This is a genomic window from Pseudoalteromonas translucida KMM 520, from assembly GCF_001465295.1.
Lineage (GTDB): Bacteria > Pseudomonadota > Gammaproteobacteria > Enterobacterales > Alteromonadaceae > Pseudoalteromonas > Pseudoalteromonas translucida.
Window position 1 is genome coordinate 2,323,502 of sequence record NZ_CP011034.1, and the last position, 24,624, is coordinate 2,348,125.

At 41.0% G+C, this 24,624-nt stretch carries 21 protein-coding genes; 5 read left to right on the forward strand and 16 right to left on the reverse strand.

Annotated features, from left to right (window positions below; translation table 11 throughout):
• Nucleotides 1-6 precede the first annotated feature (6 nt).
• Genes dnaE through lpxB form a run of 3 tightly spaced genes read right to left on the reverse strand, consistent with a single transcriptional unit; the run spans nucleotide 7 to nucleotide 5,250 of the window.
• Nucleotides 7-3,498, reverse strand: coding sequence for a DNA polymerase III subunit alpha (gene dnaE / locus PTRA_RS10805; RefSeq protein ID WP_058373779.1), 3,492 nt, complete (start codon nucleotides 3,496-3,498; stop codon nucleotides 7-9).
• Between the two features lie 2 nt (nucleotides 3,499-3,500).
• Nucleotides 3,501-4,103 carry a ribonuclease HII gene (gene rnhB / locus PTRA_RS10810; protein ID WP_058373780.1) on the reverse strand — a complete coding sequence of 201 codons (603 nt, stop codon included), beginning with the start codon at nucleotides 4,101-4,103 and terminating at the stop codon, nucleotides 3,501-3,503.
• Nucleotides 4,093-5,250, reverse strand: a complete 1,158-nt coding sequence (gene lpxB / locus PTRA_RS10815; RefSeq protein ID WP_058373781.1) for a lipid-A-disaccharide synthase — start codon at nucleotides 5,248-5,250, stop codon at nucleotides 4,093-4,095. The genes rnhB and lpxB overlap by 11 nt, the downstream gene beginning before the upstream one ends.
• Before the next feature lie 334 nt (nucleotides 5,251-5,584).
• Here lpxB and PTRA_RS10820 point away from each other — a divergent pair, with 334 nt between their 5' ends.
• The 5 genes from PTRA_RS10820 to cydC are packed head-to-tail and all read left to right on the forward strand — an operon-like array spanning nucleotide 5,585 to nucleotide 11,978.
• Nucleotides 5,585-7,168, forward strand: a complete 1,584-nt coding sequence (locus PTRA_RS10820) for a cytochrome ubiquinol oxidase subunit I (protein WP_058373782.1) — start codon at nucleotides 5,585-5,587, stop codon at nucleotides 7,166-7,168.
• On the forward strand, nucleotides 7,165-8,304 hold the full coding sequence (gene cydB / locus PTRA_RS10825) for a cytochrome d ubiquinol oxidase subunit II (RefSeq protein WP_058373783.1): 1,140 nt from the start codon (nucleotides 7,165-7,167) through the stop codon (nucleotides 8,302-8,304). Before PTRA_RS10820 ends, cydB begins: the two co-directional genes overlap by 4 nt.
• Before the next feature lie 12 nt (nucleotides 8,305-8,316).
• A complete protein-coding gene (gene cydX, locus PTRA_RS10830; protein WP_011328678.1) occupies nucleotides 8,317-8,481 on the forward strand; it encodes a cytochrome bd-I oxidase subunit CydX in 165 nt (54 codons plus the stop codon).
• Nucleotides 8,471-10,246: a thiol reductant ABC exporter subunit CydD gene (gene cydD, locus PTRA_RS10835; RefSeq protein ID WP_058373784.1), complete on the forward strand. Its 1,776-nt coding sequence runs from the start codon at nucleotides 8,471-8,473 to the stop codon at nucleotides 10,244-10,246. The genes cydX and cydD overlap by 11 nt, the downstream gene beginning before the upstream one ends.
• On the forward strand, nucleotides 10,239-11,978 hold the full coding sequence (gene cydC, locus PTRA_RS10840) for a thiol reductant ABC exporter subunit CydC (RefSeq protein WP_058373785.1): 1,740 nt from the start codon (nucleotides 10,239-10,241) through the stop codon (nucleotides 11,976-11,978). The genes cydD and cydC overlap by 8 nt, the downstream gene beginning before the upstream one ends.
• On the opposite strand, the gene PTRA_RS10845 is transcribed toward cydC, so the two are convergent.
• From PTRA_RS10845 to tsf, 13 genes are all read right to left on the reverse strand, one after another.
• Nucleotides 11,975-12,364, reverse strand: a complete 390-nt coding sequence (locus tag PTRA_RS10845; RefSeq protein WP_058373786.1) for a septal ring lytic transglycosylase RlpA family protein — start codon at nucleotides 12,362-12,364, stop codon at nucleotides 11,975-11,977. The genes cydC and PTRA_RS10845 overlap by 4 nt on opposite strands.
• A gap of 153 nt (nucleotides 12,365-12,517) precedes the next feature.
• Nucleotides 12,518-13,288, reverse strand: coding sequence for an acyl-ACP--UDP-N-acetylglucosamine O-acyltransferase (gene lpxA, locus PTRA_RS10850; RefSeq protein WP_011328682.1), 771 nt, complete (start codon nucleotides 13,286-13,288; stop codon nucleotides 12,518-12,520).
• A 2-nt stretch (nucleotides 13,289-13,290) separates the two neighbouring features.
• Complete coding sequence (gene fabZ / locus PTRA_RS10855) at nucleotides 13,291-13,743, reverse strand: 3-hydroxyacyl-ACP dehydratase FabZ (RefSeq protein WP_058374589.1); 453 nt, start codon at nucleotides 13,741-13,743, stop codon at nucleotides 13,291-13,293.
• A 27-nt stretch (nucleotides 13,744-13,770) separates the two neighbouring features.
• A complete protein-coding gene (lpxD, locus tag PTRA_RS10860; protein WP_058373787.1) occupies nucleotides 13,771-14,793 on the reverse strand; it encodes a UDP-3-O-(3-hydroxymyristoyl)glucosamine N-acyltransferase in 1,023 nt (340 codons plus the stop codon).
• A gap of 7 nt (nucleotides 14,794-14,800) precedes the next feature.
• Nucleotides 14,801-15,319, reverse strand: a complete 519-nt coding sequence (locus PTRA_RS10865) for an OmpH/Skp family outer membrane protein (protein ID WP_041454497.1) — start codon at nucleotides 15,317-15,319, stop codon at nucleotides 14,801-14,803.
• Between the two features lie 11 nt (nucleotides 15,320-15,330).
• On the reverse strand, nucleotides 15,331-17,802 hold the full coding sequence (gene bamA, locus PTRA_RS10870; protein WP_011328686.1) for an outer membrane protein assembly factor BamA: 2,472 nt from the start codon (nucleotides 17,800-17,802) through the stop codon (nucleotides 15,331-15,333).
• A gap of 96 nt (nucleotides 17,803-17,898) precedes the next feature.
• Entirely contained in the window at nucleotides 17,899-19,257 is a 1,359-nt protein-coding gene (gene rseP, locus PTRA_RS10875) for a sigma E protease regulator RseP (protein ID WP_058373788.1), read from the reverse strand.
• A 1-nt stretch (nucleotide 19,258) separates the two neighbouring features.
• Nucleotides 19,259-20,464 carry a 1-deoxy-D-xylulose-5-phosphate reductoisomerase gene (gene ispC, locus PTRA_RS10880; protein WP_058373789.1) on the reverse strand — a complete coding sequence of 402 codons (1,206 nt, stop codon included), beginning with the start codon at nucleotides 20,462-20,464 and terminating at the stop codon, nucleotides 19,259-19,261.
• Nucleotides 20,461-21,327, reverse strand: a complete 867-nt coding sequence (locus PTRA_RS10885) for a phosphatidate cytidylyltransferase (protein WP_011328689.1) — start codon at nucleotides 21,325-21,327, stop codon at nucleotides 20,461-20,463. Before PTRA_RS10885 ends, ispC begins: the two co-directional genes overlap by 4 nt.
• A 20-nt stretch (nucleotides 21,328-21,347) precedes the next feature.
• The gene (locus tag PTRA_RS10890) at nucleotides 21,348-22,127 is read right to left on the reverse strand and encodes an isoprenyl transferase (RefSeq protein WP_011328690.1); all 780 of its coding nucleotides are present in this window, start codon (nucleotides 22,125-22,127) and stop codon (nucleotides 21,348-21,350) included.
• A gap of 165 nt (nucleotides 22,128-22,292) precedes the next feature.
• Entirely contained in the window at nucleotides 22,293-22,814 is a 522-nt protein-coding gene (gene frr, locus PTRA_RS10895; protein WP_011328691.1) for a ribosome recycling factor, read from the reverse strand.
• 50 nt (nucleotides 22,815-22,864) lie between these two features.
• The gene (pyrH, locus tag PTRA_RS10900; protein WP_011328692.1) at nucleotides 22,865-23,614 is read right to left on the reverse strand and encodes a UMP kinase; all 750 of its coding nucleotides are present in this window, start codon (nucleotides 23,612-23,614) and stop codon (nucleotides 22,865-22,867) included.
• Nucleotides 23,615-23,771: 157 nt separating this feature from the next.
• Entirely contained in the window at nucleotides 23,772-24,623 is an 852-nt protein-coding gene (gene tsf / locus PTRA_RS10905) for a translation elongation factor Ts (protein ID WP_011328693.1), read from the reverse strand.
• Nucleotide 24,624 lies beyond the last annotated feature (1 nt).

Consider the following 24,624-nt stretch of genomic DNA (forward strand, 5'->3'; position numbering starts at 1 on the left):
ACCTAATTAGTTAAATTCTAGTTCTACATCTTGCGCTGCCATTAGCGATAACTTATGAATTAAGTCGTCACTTGGCGTAACACACCATTCGATCCCTAGGGTTAATTGCGCCAATGCATCTGGGCGTTGGTAATAAACCTTGATCGGACACGTTCCCATTTTATATGGTTCGAGTACTTTTTGTAATTTATCGAAGAAACCTGCCTCGACTTGCACCATGTTCAGCGTCATTTTAATCGCTTTAATACGTTTTTCACGCGCTTGAGCAATGGTGTTTATTTCTCTGGCGGTCATTGTAATACCACCAGAGAAGTTATCAAAGCTGACCTGTCCAGATATCACCAAAATATTATTAACTTGGAGCATATCTTGGTATTTTTCAAACTCATCTGAATATAAGCGTACATCAATGCGGGCGCTCTTGTCATCTAAAGTTATTAATGCCCACCTATTTCCTTTTTTATTAATTAGCACTCTGGCCGAAATTACAAGCCCTGCAGCTGTAGATATTACATCGCGATTAGTAGGCTGTAAATCGACCAATTTACCACTGGTATAATATTTTAGCTCGCGGCGATATTGATTTATTGGATGACCAGTTAAATAAAGACCAAGGGTTTCTTTTTCGCCATCGAGCCATTCGTTATCGGTGAGTCCTGTGGCTTTAATAAAGGCTTGCTCTACTTCATCAGGCTCAGTGGCTAATAAGCCAAATAAATCACTTTGCCCTAATAACTCTGCTTTATTGTGCTGATCGGCGGCGCGCATGGCACTTTTTAAGCTTGCCAATAACGTGGCGCGCCCTGATTGAGTTTTTTCAGGGCCTAGCTGGTCAAGTGCTCCCGAATAAATAAGTTTTTCGGTTACACGTTTATTTAAGCGTTTTAAATCAACTCGGGCACAAAAATCAAATAAATCTTTAAATGGTCCGCCCTTAGCGCGCGCTTCTAAAATTGCCTCTACAGGTGCTTCACCTACTCCTTTAATAGCACCAATACCGTAAACAATTTCGCCTTGCAGGTTTACAGTAAATTTGAACTCGCCAGCATTCACATCAGGCGGGAGCAAGGTGAGTTTCATGTTTTCACATTCATCCACCAAAATAACTATTTTGTCGGTATTATCCATATCGGCCGACATTACCGCAGCCATAAACTCTGCTGGATGATGGGTTTTCATCCACAGTGTTTGATACGACACTAATGCATACGCAGCGGAGTGCGATTTATTAAAACCATAACCTGCGAACTTTTCTACCAGATCGAAGATTTTAATTGCTAGTTCGCCGTCAATGCCGTTATTTCGCGCACCATCTTCAAATGTTGAACGCTGTTTTGCCATTTCTTCGGGCTTTTTCTTACCCATAGCTCGGCGCAGCATATCGGCGCCGCCTAGTGTATAGCCTGCTAATACTTGGGCTATTTGCATTACTTGTTCTTGATACAAAATAATGCCGTAGGTTGGCTCTAAAATAGGTTTTAAGCTTTCGTGCTGATACTGCGCATCAGGGTATGAGATTTCTTCGCGGCCTAATTTTCGGTCGATAAAGTTATCTACCATGCCCGATTGCAGCGGACCAGGTCGAAACAAGGCTACCAAAGCAATCATATCTTCAAAACTGTCGGGCTTTAAGCGCCTTACTAAGTCTTTCATGCCCCGTGATTCTAGCTGAAATACCGCGGTCGTTTCGGCGCGCAGTAGTAACTCAATACTCTTTTTATCATCCAGCGGAATAGTATTAATATCTACTGGCTCTTTACCGGTACGCGCTAAGCGCTCGTTGGTCATGTCGAGCGCCCACTGCAATATAGTCAGCGTTCGTAAGCCTAAAAAGTCAAACTTAACTAAACCGGCAGTTTCAACATCGTTTTTATCAAACTGGGTAACCGGAAATTTACCTTCGTCATCGCAATAAAGAGCAGCAAAGTCGGTAATTGTGGTGGGCGATATTACTACCCCACCCGCATGCTTACCGGCGTTACGTGTACACCCTTCGAGAATGCGACACATGTCGATTAAATCTTTTACTTCATTGTCGCCATCGTAGGCTTCTTGCAAGCGTGGCTCTATATCAAACGCCTTGGCAAGTGTCATCCCGGGATCGCCTGGGATCATTTTTGAAATACGATCAACAAAACCGTACGGGTGACCTAATACCCGGCCAACATCGCGTATTACCGCTTTTGCCGCCATGGTTCCAAAGGTAATAATTTGCGATACCGCGTTACGCCCATACAAGGCCGATACATGATCAATCACCTCATCGCGCCTATCCATACAAAAATCGACGTCGAAATCGGGCATTGAAATACGTTCTGGGTTCAAAAACCGCTCAAACAGTAAGTCAAATTCCAGTGGATCAAGGTCGGTAATTTTAAGCGCGTAGGCTACCAGTGATCCCGCACCTGACCCTCGGCCAGGGCCAACTGGAATATTGTTATCTTTGCTCCACTGAATAAATTCCATTACGATTAAGAAATAACCTGGAAATCCCATTTCGTTAATTACACCAAGCTCTATATCTAGGCGCTCATCGTATTCAACGCGTTTTTCTTTACGCTCTTGCTCATCAGGAAATAAAAACTGCAATCGCTCTTCAAGACCGTCTTGTGACACTTTAACTAAAAAATCTTCAATTTTAAGTGAGCCGGTCGGATAATCTGGTAAAAAGTAAGTGCCAAGTTGCACCGTTACATTACAGCGTTTGGCTATTTCTACGGTGTTTTGTAATGCCTCTGGAATGTCGCTAAATAACTCAGCCATTTGCTCTGGCGTTTTTAAGTATTGTTCTTCTGAAAACCGTTTAGGGCGGCGTTTATCATCCAGTGTATAACCATCAAAAATAGCCACGCGAATTTCGTGTGCTTCAAAGTTTTCTGGCTTTAAAAATACCACTTCGTTAGTGGCCACAACGGGTAATTGCTCTTTAGCAGCAAGCTCAACCGCCATGTGCAAGTAATCTTCTTCAAGCGGTCGATTAGTTCGCACCAGCTCAAGGTAGTAGTTATCACTAAAATGCTGTTTATAAAAACTAACAACCGATTCAATAACACTCGGATTATTTTTTAATAACGCTTTACCTAAATCGCCGTCTTTTGCACCAGAGAGTATTATTAATCCGGCTTTAAGTTCTATTAGCCAATCACGATCAATCACCGGGCGATGAAATACATGCCCGCGCTGATATGCTTTAGATATTAATAAAGTGAGGTTTTTATAACCTTGATTGTCTTTTGCTAAAATAGTAATGCGACTTGGTTCGTTTTCGAACTCAGGGCTGCGTAGCCAAAAGTCAGCACCCACTATAGGTTTTATACCTGTGCTGTGGGCTGTTTCATAAAAACGCACTAAGCCACATAAGTTCATTTGGTCGGTAATAGCAATTGCCGGCATTTGTAGCTCTTGTGCTTTGGCTACAATTGGCTTGGTTTTGGCAAGGCCATCAACCATCGAAAAATCAGAGTGAACTCTTAAGTGAACAAAATCTGGAGCAGCCATATTTACGCCTCACCCTTGGCTTGCGCTAATACACGTTGCACTGGTTTAAAGCTTTTACGATGTTCTTTTATTGCGCCATATTGCTCAAGCGCTGCAAAATGCGCTTTGGTTGGATAGCCTTTATGCCCAGCGAAACCATATTCTGGATGGCGTTTATCTAGCTCTACCATTTCGTTATCGCGCGCTACTTTAGCTAAAATTGAAGCGGCTGAAATTTCGGCTACTAAGCTGTCGCCTTTTACTATTGCTTGCGCCGCCATGGTTAACTTAGGTAGGCGGTTGCCATCTATAAATACAAATTCAGGTTGCGTGCTAAGCCCCTCTACTGCGCGAGTCATGGCAAGCATAGTGGCGTGCAGAATATTTAGCTCATCAATCTCTGTTGGGCTGCAGCGACCATACGCGTAACACAATGCTTTTTCTTGAATTTCAATGGCAAGTGCTTGGCGTTTTTTATCCGTTAATTTTTTTGAATCTGTTAATCCTAAAATAGGCTTAGTGGGATCTAAAATTACGGCAGCAGTTACTACGTCGCCAACAAGGGGGCCACGCCCTACTTCGTCAACGCCGGCAATAAGGGCTACGTTTGGTCGTTCAATTTGCATTTATTAACTCCGCTACAGCGTTGGCTGCTTGTTCGCTGGCATTTAACCTAATTTTTTCGTGAATCGCTAAAAAGCGTGCTTTTAATACTTGGTTATCGGTATTTAGCATAGGCGTAAGAGCTTGCGTTAAATTTGCTACATTGCACTCGCTTTGTAAAAACTCGGGCACGAGTTCTTCATCGGCCAATAAATTCGGCAATGAAAAATACTTTATATTAAAGGTAAATAAGCTTTTAAAAATCCAATAGCTCAGTGGTTTAATTTTATAACCCACTACCATGGGCTTTTTATACAGCATGCCTTCAAGCGTGGCAGTACCCGACGCTAATAAAATAGCATCGGCTGCTTGCATAGCCTGTTTTGATTGTCCATCCAGCAAACTAATTTTAAGCGTTGGCGCAGTGGCATTTAAAATTTCAGTAAACTGCGCTTTGCGTTTGGCGTTAACCAATGGCACCACAATTTTAAGTGCTGGGTTTTGCGCTTGTAACTGCACGGCTGTTTTAATATAGGTTTCGCTTAATAAGCCTACTTCTGAGCCGCGACTACCCGGTAGCAGGGCAAGTACTTTATCATCTGGGCTTAGACCTAGCTCTTTGCGGGCTTTGCTATCGTCGTGCTCAAGCGCTATATCGTCTGCTAATGTATGGCCTACAAATGTACAAGGTACTTGGTGCTTATCGTAAAATTCTTTTTCAAACGGTAATAATGCAAGCACTAAGTTAGTAGCAGCACTTATGGTATGAATGCGCTTTTCTCGCCATGCCCAAACCGAGGGGCTTACATATTGTACTGTTTTTATTCCGGCATCTTTAAGGGGCTTTTCTACGCGCAAGTTAAAATCGGGCGCATCTATGCCAATAAATACATCGGGTGGATTATCAATAAAATGTTGCACCAGTTGTTTACGTATTTTAAGCAAGCGCGGCAGACGCCCTAATACTTCAACTAACCCCATTACCGACAATTCATCCATGTCGTAAAGCGTGTTACAGCCTTGCGCCTGCATTTTAGGGCCTGCTATACCTTCAAAAATCGCATCGGGAAAATTTTTTTTAAGGGCTTTAATTAAGCCTTCACCTAAAATATCGCCCGACAATTCACCTGCCACAATACCAATTCGTAGTTGTTTTTGATCTTTATTCATTTGATTTTTTCACACGTAAACTAGGGCCTGTTGGCCTTTATGGGTTAACAGGCTCTGGGCGTTAATTGAACCTAGTTTACCGCGTTTTCGTATTGGATTAAATGCTTAAAACTAAGTGCTTAAATTTGCTAAAAATAGCCCCAATACTGTATGCTTTTGATACTGATTAAGCACTAACCGCTTATATTGCGTTTTGCTAATATAAATGTTGACTTCAAATGGTCAAAAGTAAATACTAATGTAACTTTCAGTAATTACTGAAACCTTATAAAATCAACGCACCCGTCAAATTATTGCTTTGTGCTGTAACTACATCACATATTAGGAGCTAAACATGATAGATGAAACCTTTGTGGATCTATCGCGATTGCAGTTCGCTGTTACCGCCCTCTTTCACTTCTTATTCGTACCTTTAACCATAGGTATGACTTGGATCTTAGTTATTATGGAATCGGTTTACGTTATGACCGGCCGTGAAATTTATCGCGATATGACTAAGTTTTGGGGAAAATTGTTTGGTATTAACTTTGCAATTGGTGTGGCTACGGGTCTTACCATGGAGTTTGAGTTTGGTACCAACTGGTCTTATTACTCCCATTACGTAGGTGATGTTTTTGGTGCTCCCCTTGCTATTGAAGGTTTGATGGCATTCTTTTTAGAATCGACCTTTGTTGGCATGTTCTTTTTAGGTTGGGACCGACTCTCTAAACGCCAACACTTAGGTGCTACCTTTTTAATGGCAATTGGTACTAACATGTCGGCGTTATGGATTTTAATTGCCAACGGCTGGATGCAAAACCCAGTAGGTGCCGAATTTAATTACCAAACCATGCGCATGGAAATGACCAGCTTTGCTGAGCTGGTATTTAACCCTGTAGCACAGGTTAAATTTATTCATACAGTATCTGCAGGTTATGTTGCTGCGTCTATGTTTGTGCTCGGTATTAGTGGTTATTATATTTTAAAAGGACGCGACTTAGCCTTTGCTAAACGCTCGTTTTCAGTCGCCTCTGGTTTTGGTTTAGCCTCTATTTTTTGTGTTATTTTACTCGGCGATGAATCGGGTTATGAAGTAGGCGAAGTGCAAAAAGTAAAACTGGCTACCATTGAAGCAGAATGGCATACCGAAGAAGCTCCAGCAGCGTTTACACTTATAGGTTTCCCCGATTCAGAAAAACAAGTAACCCACGGTGCAGTAAAAATTCCGTATGCATTAGGGCTTATTGCAACGCGCTCGCTCGATGAGCAAGTAACCGGTATTAACGACCTAGAAAAACAACACGAAGTGCGAATTCGTAACGGTATGATTGCGTACAAATACCTAGTAAAACTACGCGCTGGCGATGACACGCCTGAAAACGTTGCTAAATTTAACACTCTAAAAGACGATTTAGGTTACGGCCTATTACTGAAGCGTTATACGCCAGATGTAGTAGATGCCACTGAAGAGCAAATTCAAAAAGCAGTTAAAGACTCATTCCCTAAAGTGGGCCCAATGTTTTGGTCTTTTCGTATTATGGTTGGCTGTGGCGTATTAATGTTGGGTGTATTTATTCTTGCTTTTTACTATAACGCGCAGCGAGTTATTGAGCAAAAACGTTGGCTATTATGGGCTACTGTTTTAAGTATTCCACTGCCGTGGATAGCCATTGAATTTGGTTGGATTGTGGCTGAATATGGTCGCCAGCCTTGGGCTATTTCTGAAATATTACCAACCTTTTTAGCAACTTCTACGCTAACGGTAAACGATATTTTAATTAGCTTAACTGGGTTTATTGTATTTTATACCGGCTTAGCCATTGTTGAAGGTTGGTTAATGCTACGCTTTATTAAACAAGGCCCAAGCTCACTGCATACCGGTAAGTATCACTTTGAACTACCCAATAACACCACTGAAGGTAGAGGAGAGCAATCATGATTTTTGATTATGAAACATTAAAAATGCTGTGGTGGTTGATCATAGGCATACTGCTAATTGGCTTTGTAATTACCGACGGCATGGATATGGGTGTAGCCATACTTCTACGTTTCGTAGGTAAAACTGACTCAGAACGTCGTACAGTAATAAACACTATAGGCCCGCATTGGGATGGTAACCAAGTCTGGCTTATAACAGCAGCTGGTGCATTATTTGCTGCGTGGCCTATGGTTTATGCTGCGGCATTCTCGGGCTTTTACTTTGCCATGATGCTAGTACTGTTTTCATTGTTTTTTAGGCCACTAGGGTTTGATTACCGCAGTAAAGTAGATTCAAAACGCTGGCGCAACAACTGGGATTGGGGCTTGCTTGCAGGCAGCGCGATTCCTGCATTAGTATTTGGTGTGGCCTTTGGTAACTTATTTTTAGGCGTACCGTTTAATATTGATAACCTAATGCGTGTGAGCTACCAAGGTTCATTTTTTGGCTTGCTTAACCCATTTGGACTACTTGCTGGTTTGGTCAGTATTACCATGTTGGTTGCTCATGCAGGTATGTGGCTACAACTACGTACTGCTAGCTTAGTTGCAGAGCGCTCAGGGCAATATGGCCGTTATGCACTTATTCTATTTATTGTGCTATTTGCAGCAGCTGGTTTTTGGGTTGCTAATTTAACGGGTTATCAAATTGTATCTATGCCTGATACACAAAGCCACGCAGACCCACTGGCAAAAGTAGTTACAACTGCGCAAGGTGCTTGGCTAACTAATTACAGTGAGCGCCCTTGGACTATGACCTTCCCTATTTTAGCGTTTGCAATGGCACTCAGTGCATTGTTGTTCTCTAAATTAAATAAACCTGCACTAGGGCTTGCTTCAACTAGCTTAATGTTAATAGGCATTATTATGACGGCGGGCGTATCACTGTTCCCCTTTATTATGCCATCAAGCAATAACCCAAATATTAGTTTAACTATTTGGGATGCTGTGTCGAGCCATATGACGCTTAACGTTATGTTTGTTGCCGTAGTTATTTTTGTGCCAATTATTTTATCTTACACCACTTGGTGTTACGTAAAAATGTGGCGTCGCGTTACGGTAGAAGAAATAGAAAACAACCCTCACGGTAGCTACTAAGGAGACTAAACTATGTGGTATTTCGCTTGGATTTTAGGTGTGCTTTTAGCCTGTACCTTAGGTGTAATAAATGTAATGTGGTATGAGTTTCAGCAAAATAAAGACAGTATTGCTGATGACGAGCAAGTAATGCATGATTTATTAAAAGAGACTAATACAACTAAAAATGACGACTAACACCCGCCCAGATCGCGCGCAACAGCAGTCTTTGCGCGCTTTTTTAAAGCGTCAAAGTAAACCCGCTGCAATGCTATTAAAGCTTAGCATTGCACTGGGTACTGTTAACGCATTACTCATGATTGCAGGGGCTTATTTACTTGCTCAGGCTATTCATAATGTAATTTTTGAACAGCAAAGCTTGGCTGAAATCACTTACTTATTATGGCCTTTGGCCGGTATTATTTTACTGCGCGCGGTATTTTTAGCACTAAGTGAACGCTTTAGCGCTTATGCTGCACTTAAAATAAAGTCGGCAATGCGCCAAACCCTACTTAATAAGCTCAGTCTACTTGGGCCAAGCTATGTAGAGCAACATGGCCAAGGTGCTACCCTCAATACATTGCACAATGGTGTAGAAGCGCTACACGATTATTATGCTAAGTACCTACCTGGCGTTGCCTACAGTGCGCTTATTCCGCTGGCTATATTAATCGTTATTTTTCCGACAGATTACAAAGCTGGGCTAATATTTTTATTAACTGCCCCGCTCATTCCTTTTTTTATGATTTTAGTGGGCTCAAAAGCCGAAGCGCTTAATCAACAACGCTGGCAACAACTGGCGGTATTAGGGAATTACTTTTTTGATCGCGTACAAGGGCTTACCCAACTTAAACTATTTAACGCAACTCGCATAGAGCTAAAACAAATTGCTAAAATATCTGATGACTTTAGACACGCAACACTTAGCGTATTAAAAATTGCTTTTTTATCATCATTTGCATTGGAGTTTTTAGCGACCATTAGTGTGGCATTAGTGGCAGTTATTATTGGTTTTAGATTGTTTTTTGGCACACTTGATTTTGCCACTGGTTTTGTAGTTTTACTGTTAGCGCCTGAATTTTATTTGCCGCTGCGTCAATTAGGCAGCCACTATCATGCGCGCTTGCAAGGTATAAGTGCCGCCGCCGACATGCTAATTATTTTAAATGCCCCATTGCCTGAGCAACAAAGTGAACACACTACTGACAACATTAGCGCCACTATAAGCTCAATTACTGTTAATAACCTTAGCTTTACCTACCCAAATAGTGATGAAGGGATAAAAAATATAAACTTATCTCTCCCCAATAAAGGGTTAATTGCCGTTGTTGGTGCCAGTGGCTCTGGTAAAAGTACTCTATTTGATTGCTTATTAGGGTTTCACCCTGAGGTAATTAAGCATATAAGTATTAATCAGCAAATTTTAAGTACTGCACATATTGGGCAATTACAAAATCGCATTGCGTGGATACCGCAATCACCCACGTTATTTTACGACACTATTGCTGCCAATATTAAATTAGCTAAGCCTAATGCAACACTACAAGAGCTTGAACATGCAGCAAAGCAAGCAGGTGCTTTGGATTTTATAAAGGCACTGCCTGATGGTTTTAATACTTTAATTGGCGAGCAAGGTGAGGGGCTTTCTGGTGGTCAAAAGCAACGTATTGCTCTTGCCCGTGCTTTTATAAAACAAGCACCTATATTGGTACTTGACGAGCCTACCGCGCACCTTGATAGCGAAACAGAGCAAGTTATTCAACATGCTATAGCTGATTATGCAAAACATAATTTAGTGCTCGTTATTGCGCACCGGCTCAATACGGTCAAAAATGCTGAGCAACTTATTGTAATGCACAATGGCAAAATAGCTCAGCAAGGTTGCTTTAATAGCTTAGCGGCTGAAGCTGGTGAATTTGCCACTTTACTGCAAACAGCCCAGCAAGGAGCAGTTCATGCATAACTTTATTCGCTTACTAAAACTGTGCCGGCCTCACTACAAAGCCATGTTGTTGGGTACCTTTTTAGCCACTATTACAGTACTTGCTAATGTGGGGTTACTGGCTATATCGGGCTGGTTTTTAGCCTCAATGGCAGCAGCCGGTCTTGCCGGTACACAAATGAATTACTTTACTCCTGCGGGTACTATTCGCTTTTTAGCGATTGTACGCACCGCATCACGGTATGGGGAACGCTTAGTAACTCACAATGCTACTTTTTTAATGCTAAGTGAAATTCGCGTTAGTGTGTTCTCTACCCTCAGTAAACTCAATAATGTTGACTTAGCAATGAGCCGCAGCGCCGATTTAGTTAATCGGCTACAAAACGATGTAGACGCGCTAGATAAGTTTTACTTAAACGTATTATTACCTATGTTAGTTGCACTATTAAGTGTACCTATTATTATGCTGTTTATGTCGGCATACAACGCCGATGTCGCACTTATTTGTTTTACCGGCATTGTCCTAATTGGTATCGTTTTACCCGCTTTTCTTAGCGCTAAATTAAATAAAAACAGCCACAAAGAAACACAGCTAAGTGCACAGCTGCGCTCTGAGCTTTCCGATACTTTAACGGGCCTTAGAGAACTGAGTATTTATCAAGCTCGGGAACAGCAAATTGCTAAGTGCGATGATTTAAGCGAGCAGTATAATCAGCAACTGTTTATTCGCCACAAGGCGCTGGCTAATACCGATGGTTTAAGCTTATTAGTTGTACAACTGGCCATGATCGCAAGTATTGTGACCATAGCGCCTCTGGTTTACAGTAATGCCATGGTTAACGTTGAGCTGGCAATGCTAAGCCTATTTGTGCTCGCCAGCTTTGAGAGTGTGTTACTCCTGCCAAATGCGTTTATTGAATTACCTAATGTGTTAAAAGCTGCTGAACGTTTATTTACGCTTGAAGATAAAGCCGCAAATGCAAATACGCAATATGATGCAGCTATCAATAATAATTCGGCTTTGCAAAACGCCTCTTTAACACTTAAAAACATTAGTTATTATTACGATAAACACCCAGCATTAAATGACGTGAGTTTTGAGCTAAAGCCGCAGCAAAAAGTGGCCATTGTTGGTAGAAGCGGCAGCGGTAAAACAACCTTAGTTAACTTACTCACCGGTTTATGGCCACTACAACAAGGCAGTATTACCTTAAGTGAGCAAGGCAACTGCGTTGATTTGCATTTATTAAACAACGATAACCGAGCAAAGTTAATTAATATTTTGGCTCAACAGCATCATATTTTTGATGGCACTTTAAAAGAAAACCTATCCTATGCAGCGCCTAATGCAACTAAAGCGCAAATGCTAGATGCGCTGGCACATGCACAACTTAGCCCATGGTTTACTGAGTTAAAATCAGGGTTAAATACCCGCTTAGGAACCGGCGGGCGAAATGTATCACAAGGTCAGTCAAGGCGTATTGCAATTGCGCAGGCTTTATTGCAAAACCCCGCTATTTTAGTGCTTGATGAGCCAACAGAAGGGCTAGATAATCAATCTAAACAAAGTGTAATGCATGCCATTATGCAAGTTATGAGTAACGCCAGTGTGCTTACTATTACCCATGATCCTGCCCTGCTTGAACATATGGATAATATAATTTGGTTAGAGGATGGCCGCGTAATAGCACAAGGCACTCATCAGCAATTACTTAGCGATCCTGCTTACACGTCACTTACTATCCGTTTTTAATTCGCTTTATCTATTACGGTAACTTGCACATCAATAACGCCTACTTTAGGGTCGGCTATCTTTTTAAACATACTGCTCGATAAATCTATAATACGCCCGCGTATATAAGGACCTCGGTCGTTAATTCTCACTATTACCGACTTATTATTTGCTAGGTTTGTTACTTTCACTTTAGTACCAAAGGCCAGCTTAAGATGCGCTGCCGTTGCCCCTTGCTGATCAAAACGTTCGCCATTTGCGGTGGTTCTTCCTTGGTATTTATTGGCATAAAATGATGCTTTACCGAGTTGTGTCAGCTCCCCTGAGCTTGATTTTACAAGTGGTTGACTACTACAACCTGCAAGGATAATAGCAATAAAAGTAACAGTGAGTTTTTTAAGTATCATTTAATAGCTTATGTAATTGATATAATTAGCAACTAGCCTACAACCACTTGCCTGAGCTGGTCCTGAATTACTCACTAATAATTATAAATAATAGGCAATAAAAAACCACCATCGATTACTCTTAGGTGGTTTTTTATATAAGCTAAAAGGCGACTATCGTACGATACCGCGCTCTGAGCTTTTAACAAAATCTATCATTAACTGTACTGCAGGATACTTTTGCGCATCTTCGCTAAGTGACTCAATTGCTTCATCTACACCTAGGCTTTTACGATAAAATACTTTATAAGCACGGCGTACAGCCATTATCTCATCGCTTTGGAAACCACGGCGTTTCATGCCTTCAGTATTAATTGCAACTGGGCCTGCAGGTATACCTATAGTAGTAACAAATGGTGGTACATCTTTATTGATAGCAGAATACATGCCCACAAATGCATGTGCGCCTACCTTACAAAACTGATGTATACCTGAGTTGCCCGCAAGAATAACCCAGTCACCAATATGTACATGCCCTGCTACACTAGCGTTATTAGCAAATATAACATTATCGCCAATCACTGCATCGTGAGCAACATGGGTATAGGCCATAAACAGGTTATTACTACCTATAATGGTTACGCCCTGATCTTGAATTGTGCCACGGTGAATAGTAACGCATTCGCGAATAATATTATTGTCACCAATAGTGAGCGATGTTGGCTCGTTGTTGTACTTTTTGTCTTGGCATGCTTCACCAACCGACGCAAACTGAAAAATATGATTTCCAGAACCGATAGTTGATGGGCCTTTAACTACAACATGAGATTCAATAATACAGTTATCACCAATGACAACATCATTGCCAATATAACTATATGGTCCCACTGAAACATTACTGCCTAGTGTCGCGCCTGGTTCGATTATTGCCGTTGGATGAATCACAATTAAAACTCTCTTCTCGCACACATAATTTCGGCGCTACATACTAGCTTGCCATCGACTTTTGCTTCTGCTGCAAACTTCCATAAATTACGACGTTCTTTTAAAAACTCAACATGTAAATGCATAGTATCACCAGGAAGTACTGGTTTTTTAAAACGTGCATTATCTACAGCTGCAAACAAATACAATTCATTTTCGCTACGGTTTTCAACCGTTTTAAAGCCAAGTAACCCAGTTGCTTGAGCCATGGCTTCTAATATTAGTACACCCGGAAAAATTGGCTGATTTGGGAAATGCCCGGTAAAAATGGGTTCATTTATAGTCACATTTTTAATAGCATGCAAAGATTTTCCAGGTATAAAGTCAATTACTCTATCAACTAATAACATCGGGTAGCGATGCGGTAATAAACTTAAAATTTCTTGAATATCAAGGCTATTTAATTCGTTTGCCAAAATAGCATCCTCATTAGTGTTCAACGTTTATGGCTTATTTAATTGCTCAAGTGCTTTAATACGGCTTTTCATTTCAGAAAGGTTACGCAAGTGAGCGATTGATTTACGCCATTCTTTGTTTGTAGTATGAGGTATACCAGATGAATAGATACCTGGCTCGGTGATTGATTTTGTCACCATACTCATACCCGTAATTATAACACCATCACAGACGCTCATGTGACCATTAATTGCTGTCATACCACCAATTTGGCAGTTTTTACCTATGGTGACACTACCAGCAAGTACAGTACAACCAGCAATAGCTGTGCCTGAGTTAACTTCAACGTTATGTGCTATTTGGCATTGGTTATCAATAATTACATTGCTATGGATAATAGTATCGTCAAGTGCGCCACGATCAATCGTAGTACTTGCGCCAATTTCAACTTTATCACCAATAATAACAGAGCCAAGCTGAGGGATTTTAATCCATTGCCCACGTTCATTAGCATAACCAAAACCATCACTACCTATAACGCTGTTGGCTTGCAACAAACAATCTGAGCCAATTTCAACATCATGATAAATAGTTACATTCGACCAAAGCTTAGTGCCTGAGCCTATTTTAACACCTTCACCAATAAAACTGTTCGGACCAATTTGTACGTTATCGTTAATTATCGCATTGCTTTCAATTACCGTATTAGCGCCAATAGCGGCACTTTTACTTACTGTCGCATTTGGGTGAACAACCGCACTTGGATGAATACCTGTTGCGGCAGAGCGTGGCGTCGTATCCATTAACTGCGCAAGCTTGGCGTAACTTACATACGGATTAGAAACTATTAGTTTATTGCCGTTAAAGTAAGGAGCATCTGCTTCACTAACAATGACGGCACTGGCTTGAGTAGCTTCAAGTTGCGAGCGATATTTCTTATTCGCTAAAAATGCAATATGCCCTGAGCGGGCATGTGCAAGTGTTGCTATTTTTGTTATTTCTAAAGCGCCATCACCTTGCAGCTCGGCGCTTAGAAGTTCCGCTATTTGCGAAAGCGTATAATTTTGCATAACTTAATTATTTCTTACTCACTGCAGCAACTACTTTATTAGAAAGGTCAGTTACTTTTTTAGGGTTAAAGTAAATAGTTGTATCTTTAACCTTAACTTCATCAAAGTCGCCATCTTTAGCAATGTCTTCAATTGTTTTAATAATTAAACCCTGCACTTTTGCAAGTTCTTGGTTTTGGCGTGCTTTAATTTCTTGTTCAAGTGGACGACCTACTTCAGCAAGGTTTTTTTGCATACCCTGAATTTTGTCACGCAGTTTATCTTTTTGCGCTTGGCTCATAGTGGTACTTTCACGCTTGAATTTTTCAGCTTCAAAGCGAATATCGCCTTGTAGCTTTTCTAACTCTTGACGGCGCTCTGCAAACTCTGTTTGTAGAGATTGCTCAATTTTAGCCATTTGTGGTATTTGCTTGTAGATTTCTTGCATGTCTACAATACCTACTTTATGTGCAAATGCACTTACCGAGGTGCCCATCATAAGTGTTGCTAAAACAGCTACTGCCGTTGATTTAAATAATTTATTCACAAAAAACTCCTTTAAAAGCTGTTACTAATATTAAAACTGATGGTCTTCGTATCGTCATCTTCTTCTTTTTGCAATGGATACGCAAAACTAATCAGCATTGGACCCATTGGAGAGATCCACTGTAATGATAAACCGGTTGAAACCCTAAAACGCATTGGATCAGAGTAATCATCTAATTTAGCTCGCTCATCGGCTGCTAAGTTTTGGTAACGGTCTACGTTAAACTCAGTATCCCATACGTTAGCAGCATCAACAAAGAAGCTGGTACGTACTGAACTGGTATTTTCTTCATCTAAAAACGGTGTTGGTACAATTAATTCCATACCTGCTACCGCTTTAGCATTACCACCAATTCGACCTTGCGGTACTAGCACATCAAATTCAGATGAGCCGCCTATATTACCTGTGGTTGAGCCATCTGGTAAAGGTGTACCCGGAATTGATTGCGGTATACGTGCAATTGCGCGTGGTAAAATTGTATTTCGGTCAAAACCACGTAGTTCCATTTCAGTAATACGGAAGTATTCTTGGAATGGCAGTACTTGGTCGTAGCCGTTAGTTGAGCCATAACCATTACCGTAACCTAACGCCGCACGGGTTGAGAACACCCAGCGATGATCGTTCGATATTGGCCAGTAAAAACGCGAGTCGTAGTTTAACTTAAAGTATTTTAAGTCAGAGTTCGGCGTTGTTGCTGTTAAGTTTAGCGTTTGACGTGAGCCCGCTGTTGGGAATAAACCACGGTTTACCGTAACGCGAGACCAGCCTGCACTTAACTCATATTTAGTAAAGTCAAAACCAGCATCTGGGTTGTCTTGATCTAAGAAGGTTTCACGCAGTACACGCGTTTGCTCGTACTCTGCAATATCTGAAAGCTCTTCTTGAATCCAACGAACACCAAAGTTAATACGATTAACCGCATCAATTGGGAAGCCTATATTAGTCCCCAATCCATAGCTTTTCGACTTATAGTCGATCAAACTAAACTTACTTGCATCGTAGTTACTGTAAAAAATACTGCTACCTTGCGATACGCCATCTGGCGTGAAGTATGGGTCGGTATAAGACACGCTCACACGCTCAGAACCACGCGAGGTATTAATATTAAAGCCTATTTGATTACCAGTACCTAAAAAGTTAGATTCTGTTACACCAATATTAAACTGTAAACCTAGGTATGAGCCGTACGCTAAGCCGGCATTAAAGCTACCAGCCGACTGCTCTTTAACCGTAAAATCAACATCTACTTGGTCATCAACACCTGGGACTGGCACAACGTTAAAATCAACTTTTTCCATATAAGGTAAACGCTGAATTTGTAACTTTGAACGCTCTAAGCTTTGGTTAGACAACCATGCGCCTTCAAGCTGTGTCATTTCGCGACGCAGCACTTCATCAGCAGTACTTTGGTTACCACCAACAATAATACGACGCACATAAACACGCTTACCAGGGTTAACCGATAAGGTTAGTTGTACTTCTTGATTTTCGTCATCAATTTGCGGAATTGTACGTACTTCGGCATTGGCATAACCAAAACGCGCTAAGTAGCTTTTTATAAATTCTTCTGAAGAGGTAACCACTGAGCCGTTATATAACTCTCCCGCTCGTAGTGGAATAACACTTTTAATTAAGTCTTCGCGGCCAAGTAAGTCACCAATAAAGTCAAAACCTTTAACTTTATATTTAACCCCTTCAGTTAAGTTAGCGGTAACGTATACAGACTCACGCTCTGGGCTAACCGACACTTGGGTAGAGTCTATATTAAAACGTAGGTAACCACGGTCTAAATAAAAGCTACGAATTTTTTCTAAATCGCCTTCAATGGTTTGTTTTTGGTAGCGGTCGCTGCCCATAAACTGCCACCAAGGTAAGTCTTGTTGCGACTCAGCCAGTTGTAATAGCTCTTCATTAGAAAAAAGTTCATTACCTACCAAGTTAATTTGACGAATTGATGCAGCATCACCTTCATCAAATTTTAATTTAAGTTTAACCCGGTTACGCGGCAGTTTAGTGATACTAATATCTACTTTAGCGTTGTATTTACCAATACTATGGAAAAATTCAGTTAAGCCTTTTTCTATATTATCAATAACGGTTTTATCTAGTGGTTCGCCTTGGCGAATATTTTGCTGATCAAGTGACTGATTAAGCTGCTCATCTTTAATATCTTTATTTCCATCAAACTCAATAAAGCTAATTGTTGGGCGTTCAGTTACTTTAAAAACAACGTTATTACCGTCGCGTAGCGCTTTTATATTGTCAAAGTGACCTGAGCGATAGAGAGACTTGATTGTTTTTGAAATCGTGTACTCATCAACATTATCGCCCACGTTAATAGGAATATGCGTTAATGCAGCACCCAGTGCTACACGCTGTAAACCTTCAACTTTGAGATCTTCAACAATAAAGGAGTTTTGGCCTAGGGCTGCAAAGCTTGCACCCAATAAACTTGAAACTACCAAATGTTTTTTTATAGCCATTTTATTATATTTATCCTTTACAACTGTATTACCGCTTAGCATCGAAAAGTAAATTTACGAGCTGTACAATCGTGGTTCTAATTAGTCATTGTCACGTTAAAACGACAAACGCGATACATCATTGAACAAAGCGAAACATGTTAAAAAAATGAGTAGTAACGCACCCACTTTAAAACCAAACTCTTGTGTCTTTTCAGAGACTGGCTTTTTACGAAAAAGTTCAATTATGTAATACATTAAGTGTCCGCCATCAAGCACTGGCAAGGGTAATAAATTAAATACCCCCAAGTTAACACTGATCAGTGCTAAAAAGCTTAAAAACGCAACGAAACCGTAGCTTACGCTAGTCCCCGCGCCTACGGCAATGCCTACTGGACCACTTAAATTTTTAACCGAAATCTGGCCTGTAATTAAATTACCTATCATATCAAAGCTAAGGGTAATTAATCGCCACGTTTCTTTACTCCCTCGCACAATACTATCGAGCGGGCCATAATGTCTAGTTTCTATATAACCTTGCGGCCATTTTTCTACTATGGGTGCAACCCCTAAAAAGCCTTGCTCTATGCCCTGAGCGTCAACTCTACCTTGAGGTGTTACCGATATTATTTTTATAGTGTCTTGTCTTTTTACACTAAATTGTAATGATTTGTTAGCCGATTGGGTAATAAGATTAACTAATTGCTGCCAACTGCTTATTTTTTCGCCATTTACAGCCACAATAGTATCATTTATTTTTAACCCTGCCAGCTCTGCTGCAGAGCTTTTAGTAACCGCAGCAATACTAAGTGTGGCTTGTGGTCTAAATGGTACTATACCTAGAGAGCTCAATGGTGGCACGTCTTGCTGATCAAGTTTCCAGCCGTCTAAATTGAGCATTTTTGTTTGCTGCTGATAGTTTTCGTTGCGTACAGTTACTGCAACGCTTTTATCACCTAAACTCGACATAAGCGCAAAAGTTGCGTCTTGCCAGGTGGTAATTTCATCATCACCAATTTTAATAATTTGTTGGCTCGGCATTAATCCCGCTTGCGCTGCACGACTGCCTTCAACCACACTACCAACTACAGGCTTTACCGATTGCACACCCACCATATACATAACGGCAAGTGCAAATATAGCAAATATAAAGTTAGCAACGGGCCCGGCAGCAACAATCGCTATACGCGCTTGTACCGACTTAGCATTAAACGATAAATGGTGCTGATTTGCAGGTACTTCATCAACCCGCTCATCGAGCATTTTTACATAACCACCCAAAGGTATCGCAGCTATAACGTACTCGGTATCGTATTTGTCGCGCCATTTTAGCAATGGTTTACCAAAGCCGATAGAAAAGCGCAGCACTTTAACGCCGGCTTTACGCGCCACCCAAAAGTGGCCGTATTCATGTACTGTAACTAAAATGCCCAGCGCTAAAACAAATGAGCCGAGATTCCAAAAAAAATCGAACATATTAATGCGTCACTTTTGCTATAAAATGCGATGCGCTTAAACGCGCTAACCTATCGCACTCTAAAATTTCATCCAAGCTTTGCACATTGGTGTACGTGGCCGCTTCGAGAGTCTGTGCATTTATTGTGTATATATCGGTAAAACCAATTTCACCATTTAAAAATGCACTTACCGCTATCTCGTTTGCGGCATTCACTGTCGTTGTTGCGCCTTGCCCTGAGCTACACGCATCAATCGCAAGTTGTAAGTTAGGGTAACGAGAAAAGTCAGGTTTAGTGAACGAAAAGTCACTAATATCAGAAAAATTCAACGGTTTAACCCCTGCATTTATGCGCTCAGGGTAAGCTAATGCATGGGCAATGGGGGTACGCATATCAGGATTACCCATTTGCGCTAAAATTGAGCCGTCGTGATACTGCACCATAGAATGAATAATACTCTGTGGATGAATAACCACATCAATATCACTCGGATCGCAGTTAAACAGCCATTTAGCTTCAATAAACTCAAGCCCTTTGTTCATCATAGTGGCCGAATCAACCGATATTTTTTGTCCCATAGACCAATTAGGGTGCGCCACGGCTTCTGCTATGGTTACATCTTTAAGGGTATTTATATCACGGGTTAAAAATGGGCCGCCTGAGCCGGTAAGTAATATTTTACTTACGCCATGAGATTGCAGGTGTTGATCGCCTTGCGCATTTTGTAGTGAATGCGGTAAGCATTGAAAAATAGCGTTATGTTCACTGTCTATTGGGAGCAATGTTGCTTTGTGTTGTTTTACTTTATCGATAAACAACTGACCCGACATAACTAATGATTCTTTATTGGCGAGCAGTACTTTTTTTCCAGCCTCTACTGCGCTTAGTGTCGGTAATAATCCGGCAGCGCCGACAATTGCCGACATGACAGCATCAACTTCTGGATGCGCACACAACTCGCTCATAGCCTGCTCACCATACATAACCTGCGTTTTGCATGGTGTCTTACTTAAATATAACGACAATTGCTCAGCAGCGCTTTGTGTTGCCATAACGCCATAACGCGGCTGATGCGCAATGCATAGCTCAGCCATTTTTTTAGCATTTTGCCCAGCAGCTAATGCAAAAACACTAAACTGCTGACTATTCATTGCCACAACATCTAAGGTATTAAGGCCAATAGAGCCTGTAGCCCCTAAAATTACCAGTTGCTGCTTTTTACTCATAAACTCAAAGTCCACGCATAACACATTACAAACATAGGTGCGGCTGCGGTTAGGCTATCAATACGATCTAAAATTCCGCCATGCCCTGGCAGGCAATTACCGCTGTCTTTAAGTCCTGCTTCGCGTTTAAACATACTTTCTAGCAAATCACCCACCGCTGAAAACAAGGCAATAAACACAGTCATAATGGCGTAAATTGGCCATACGATTAAATCTACGTCGGTAAAATGACAAAATGTAAGCACAAATATAACTGCAGCGACAACGCCGCCGGCTAAACCTTCAATAGTTTTATTTGGGCTTACTTTTGGCATGAGCTTACGCTTACCAAAACTTTTACCGGTAAAATAGGCACCAATATCGGCGCTCCATACAATTCCTAAAACCACTAAAATAAGCATAGAACCAAAATGACTAGATTCTGTATATTGCGCACTGCGCAGCGTATTTAGGGCTAACCATAAAGGCACTAGTGTTAGTAATCCGGCAATACCGCGCATTACTATGCCTTCGTTCCATGCTTTAGCCATTTCTGGGTAGCGCCATACTAAATAACTAGCAACAATCCACCATGCAAACGACAGCGTAAATAAGTAATTTGCATCACCTACTAATTTGCCATCTTGCCAAAGTGATTCGATTGGCCAGTGCAAGTTTAGTAACGCTAGCAAAGCGGCAACTAAAAGCACAAAAGCGCTGCGCTTAAGTTTATTGCACAGCCCCATAAAAGCAGACCATTCCCATGCGCCCATTAATACAATTGCACCCGCAAAATAACTAAATAATGTCAGTGGGGTGTAAAAAACCAAAGCAAGCGCTAATGGTGCTAGCACGAGTGAGGTTAGAATGCGTTGTTTTAACAAAATTATGACCCTTATTCTATTTAGGTTTGAGCGAGTAATTGTTTTATTTGTTCGCCCGTACAACCAAATCGTCGCTCTCTGGCAACGTAACACGCTATGGCCTCAGCAAATGCTGCTTCATTAAAATCAGGCCACAGTGTGTCGGTAAAGTAAAGTTCAGCGTAAGCTGCTTGCCAGAGTAAAAAGTTACTAATTCTGACATCGCCACCAGTACGAATTAGTAAATCAGGCTCGGCCTGATCTGCCATACTCATGTACTGTGCTATACGCTCTTCTGTAATATCGGCTGGGTCTAATTGCCCCTGTGCAACTTGCTCTGCAAGTTGTTTAGCAGCATTAGCCATATCCCAACGTCCACCGTAATTTGCAGCAACATTTAAATGCAGCCCGGTATTATTTGCTGTAAGCTTTTGAGCAGTATCTACTTTACTGCGTAAGCTTTCAGAAAACCGCGATAAGTCTCCAATAATGGTCAGTTTTACATTGTTTTTATGCAGCTTTTTAACTTCTTTACTAAGAACAAATAAAAAAAGCTCCATTAACGTTTTTACTTCGTCTTCAGGTCGACGCCAGTTCTCACTACTAAAAGCAAATAAGGTTAACGATTGTATCCCTAATTTAGTACAAAACTGTACAGATTGACGAACTGCGTCCACACCTTTTTTATGCCCAAACACACGCGGTCTATTTCTGGCTTGCGCCCAACGCCCGTTACCATCCATGATGATAGCTACATGTTTAGGTAAACATTGCTGTGAAATTGTGTCAGCATCTAGAACCATAAATATTGAGTATTCCATAAAAAAACGCCGCCTAGTATACCCCAGCCGGCGTTTCAAAACTAATATATTTAACCTGTACTCGGGATAATAAATCTATTTCAAGTAGCTACTTTTAACGCTAACTGCGTTGAATTTACTTGCAATAGGCTAAAACTCTTAGCCCAAGTGCAGCGTATTAGTTTCTTAGATTTCCATCAACTCAGCTTCTTTTGCTGCTAATTGAGTATCCATTTCTTTAATGAATTTATCGGTCATCTTTTGAATTGCTTCTTCAGCTTGACGCGCTTCATCTTCAGAAATATCTTTATCTTTCAATAAGTTTTTAAAATCGCCATTGGCGTCACGACGAATGTTACGTACTGCAACACGACCGCCTTCAACTTCACCGCGAACAATTTTAATTAAATTTTTACGACGTTCTTCAGTCAATGCTGGCAATGGTACACGAATAACTGAACCTGCCGACATAGGATTTAAACCTAAGTCAGATGCCATTATTGCTTTTTCTACCGCTTGCGCAAGTGACTTGTCAAATACACCAATAGCCAGTGTACGTGAATCTTCAATTGTTACGTTAGCAACTTGGTTTAACGGTGTTGGCGAGCCATAATACGACACCATAATACCATCTAGCAATGCAGGATGAGCACGACCAGTACGAATCTTAGATAACTGGCTGCCCAGTGCTGCTACACTCTTTTGCATGCGCTCTTGCGCATCTTTTTGAATATCGTTAATCACAGTTTAATCCTAATCTATTTAATTACTTCATCTGAGGCTTGTGAAGAAATAAGGGTTCCCTCTTCTTCACCCATAATAACACGTTTTAATGCGCCTGATTTATTCATATTAAATACGCTCAATGGCATATTATGATCGCGTGCTAATGTAAATGCCGCTAAATCCATTACTTTCAATTCTTTTTCAATTATCTCATTGTAACTTAAATGACGATAAAGTGTCGCATCTGGATTTTTAACTGGGTCATCGCTGTAAACGCCATCTACTTTAGTCGCTTTAATTACCGTATCGGCTTCAATTTCGATACCACGTAAACAGGCTGCTGAGTCGGTAGTAAAAAATGGGTTACCCGTACCGGCTGCAAAAATAACTACGCGGCCCGTTTTTAATAAACTAATTGCTTCAGCCCAATTGTACGCATCACACATACCATGAAGTGGAATAGCCGACATTAAACGACAGTTTACAAATGCACGGTGCAGCGCATCACGCATTGCCAAGCCGTTCATTACGGTTGCAAGCATACCCATGTGATCGCCAACAACACGATTCATGCCTGCTTCTGCTAACGAGCCACCGCGTAAAAAATTTCCACCGCCAATAACTAAACCCACTTCTACGTCGAGCTCTACGAGCTCTTTAATTTCTTGAGCCATACGGTCTAACACTTTAGGGTCGATGCCAAAGCCTTCATCTCCCATTAAAGCTTCACCGCTTAATTTGAGAAGAACGCGTCTAAAAATAGGTTTACGATTGATAGTCATAGTATTGGGGCCAACTTTTATAAAAAATGGATAAAAAATAACCGCGCTTATGTTAAACATAAAAGCGCGGTTATTTTAAAGAATTTCTAGCTGTGAAGCAAAAGCAAATAACACATTAATTGCATGTCTTTTTTACTCCCTACACAAATAGTTAATCTTATTTAGCTTTAGCAGCAGCGATTTGTGCAGCAACTTCAGCAGCAAAATCTTCTTCTTTTCTTTCGATACCTTCACCAACTTCTACACGTACGAAGCTAGTAACTGTTGCGTTTTTCTCTTTAAGAATTTCGCCAACAGTTTTCTTAGGTTCCATGATGAAAGCTTGACCAGTAAGAGAAACCTCACCAGTGAATTTTTTCATGCGGCCAACAACCATCTTCTCAGCGATTTCAGCAGATTTGCCTTCATTCATCGCGATTTCGATTTGTACTTGTTGTTCTTTAGCTACAACATCAGCAGGAACGTCTGAAGGAGTTAAGTACTCAGGGCTTGATGCAGCAACGTGCATTGCAACGTGCTTAAGTGTTTCTTCATCAGCAACACCAGCAACAACAACACCAATACGATCGCCATGACGGTACTCAACTAGGTTTTCACCTGTGATGTACTGTAGACGACGTACGTTAATGTTTTCGCCAATTTTAGTTACTAGCTCAACGCGTGCTTCTTCAAACTTAGCTTGTAAGTCTTCGATAGTCACAGTGTCTGCAATTGCAGCTTCTGCTACTTTATCAGCAAACGCTAAAAAGCTTACGTCTTTAGCTACGAAGTCTGTTTGACAGTTAACTTCAACTAGCACTGCAACATTACCATTTTTCTTGATAATGATAGCGCCTTCAGCAGCGATATTGCCTGCTTTTTTAGCTGCTTTAGCCGCGCCACTTTTACGCATGTTTTCAATCGCTAACTCGATGTCGCCATCAGTTTCAGTTAACGCTTTTTTACAATCCATCATGCCAGCGCCAGTACGCTCGCGTAATTCTTTAACTAGGGCAGTAGTTACAGCCATT

Bases quoted from the DNA above. Each gene is read 5' to 3' on its own strand.
- dnaE (WP_058373779.1), bottom strand. From the start codon at position 3,498: ATGGCTGCTCCAGATTTTGTTCACTTAAGAGTTCACTCTGATTTTTCG.
- rnhB (WP_058373780.1), bottom strand. From the start codon at position 4,103: ATGCAAATTGAACGACCAAACGTAGCCCTTATTGCCGGCGTTGACGAA.
- lpxB (WP_058373781.1), bottom strand. From the start codon at position 5,250: ATGAATAAAGATCAAAAACAACTACGAATTGGTATTGTGGCAGGTGAA.
- PTRA_RS10820 (WP_058373782.1), top strand. From the start codon at position 5,585: ATGATAGATGAAACCTTTGTGGATCTATCGCGATTGCAGTTCGCTGTT.
- cydB (WP_058373783.1), top strand. From the start codon at position 7,165: ATGATTTTTGATTATGAAACATTAAAAATGCTGTGGTGGTTGATCATA.
- cydX (WP_011328678.1), top strand. From the start codon at position 8,317: ATGTGGTATTTCGCTTGGATTTTAGGTGTGCTTTTAGCCTGTACCTTA.
- cydD (WP_058373784.1), top strand. From the start codon at position 8,471: ATGACGACTAACACCCGCCCAGATCGCGCGCAACAGCAGTCTTTGCGC.
- cydC (WP_058373785.1), top strand. From the start codon at position 10,239: ATGCATAACTTTATTCGCTTACTAAAACTGTGCCGGCCTCACTACAAA.
- PTRA_RS10845 (WP_058373786.1), bottom strand. From the start codon at position 12,364: ATGATACTTAAAAAACTCACTGTTACTTTTATTGCTATTATCCTTGCA.
- lpxD (WP_058373787.1), bottom strand. From the start codon at position 14,793: ATGCAAAATTATACGCTTTCGCAAATAGCGGAACTTCTAAGCGCCGAG.
- bamA (WP_011328686.1), bottom strand. From the start codon at position 17,802: ATGGCTATAAAAAAACATTTGGTAGTTTCAAGTTTATTGGGTGCAAGC.
- rseP (WP_058373788.1), bottom strand. From the start codon at position 19,257: ATGTTCGATTTTTTTTGGAATCTCGGCTCATTTGTTTTAGCGCTGGGC.
- ispC (WP_058373789.1), bottom strand. From the start codon at position 20,464: ATGAGTAAAAAGCAGCAACTGGTAATTTTAGGGGCTACAGGCTCTATT.
- PTRA_RS10890 (WP_011328690.1), bottom strand. From the start codon at position 22,127: ATGGAATACTCAATATTTATGGTTCTAGATGCTGACACAATTTCACAG.
- frr (WP_011328691.1), bottom strand. From the start codon at position 22,814: ATGCAAAAGAGTGTAGCAGCACTGGGCAGCCAGTTATCTAAGATTCGT.
- pyrH (WP_011328692.1), bottom strand. From the start codon at position 23,614: ATGACTATCAATCGTAAACCTATTTTTAGACGCGTTCTTCTCAAATTA.
- tsf (WP_011328693.1), bottom strand. From the start codon at position 24,623: ATGGCTGTAACTACTGCCCTAGTTAAAGAATTACGCGAGCGTACTGGC.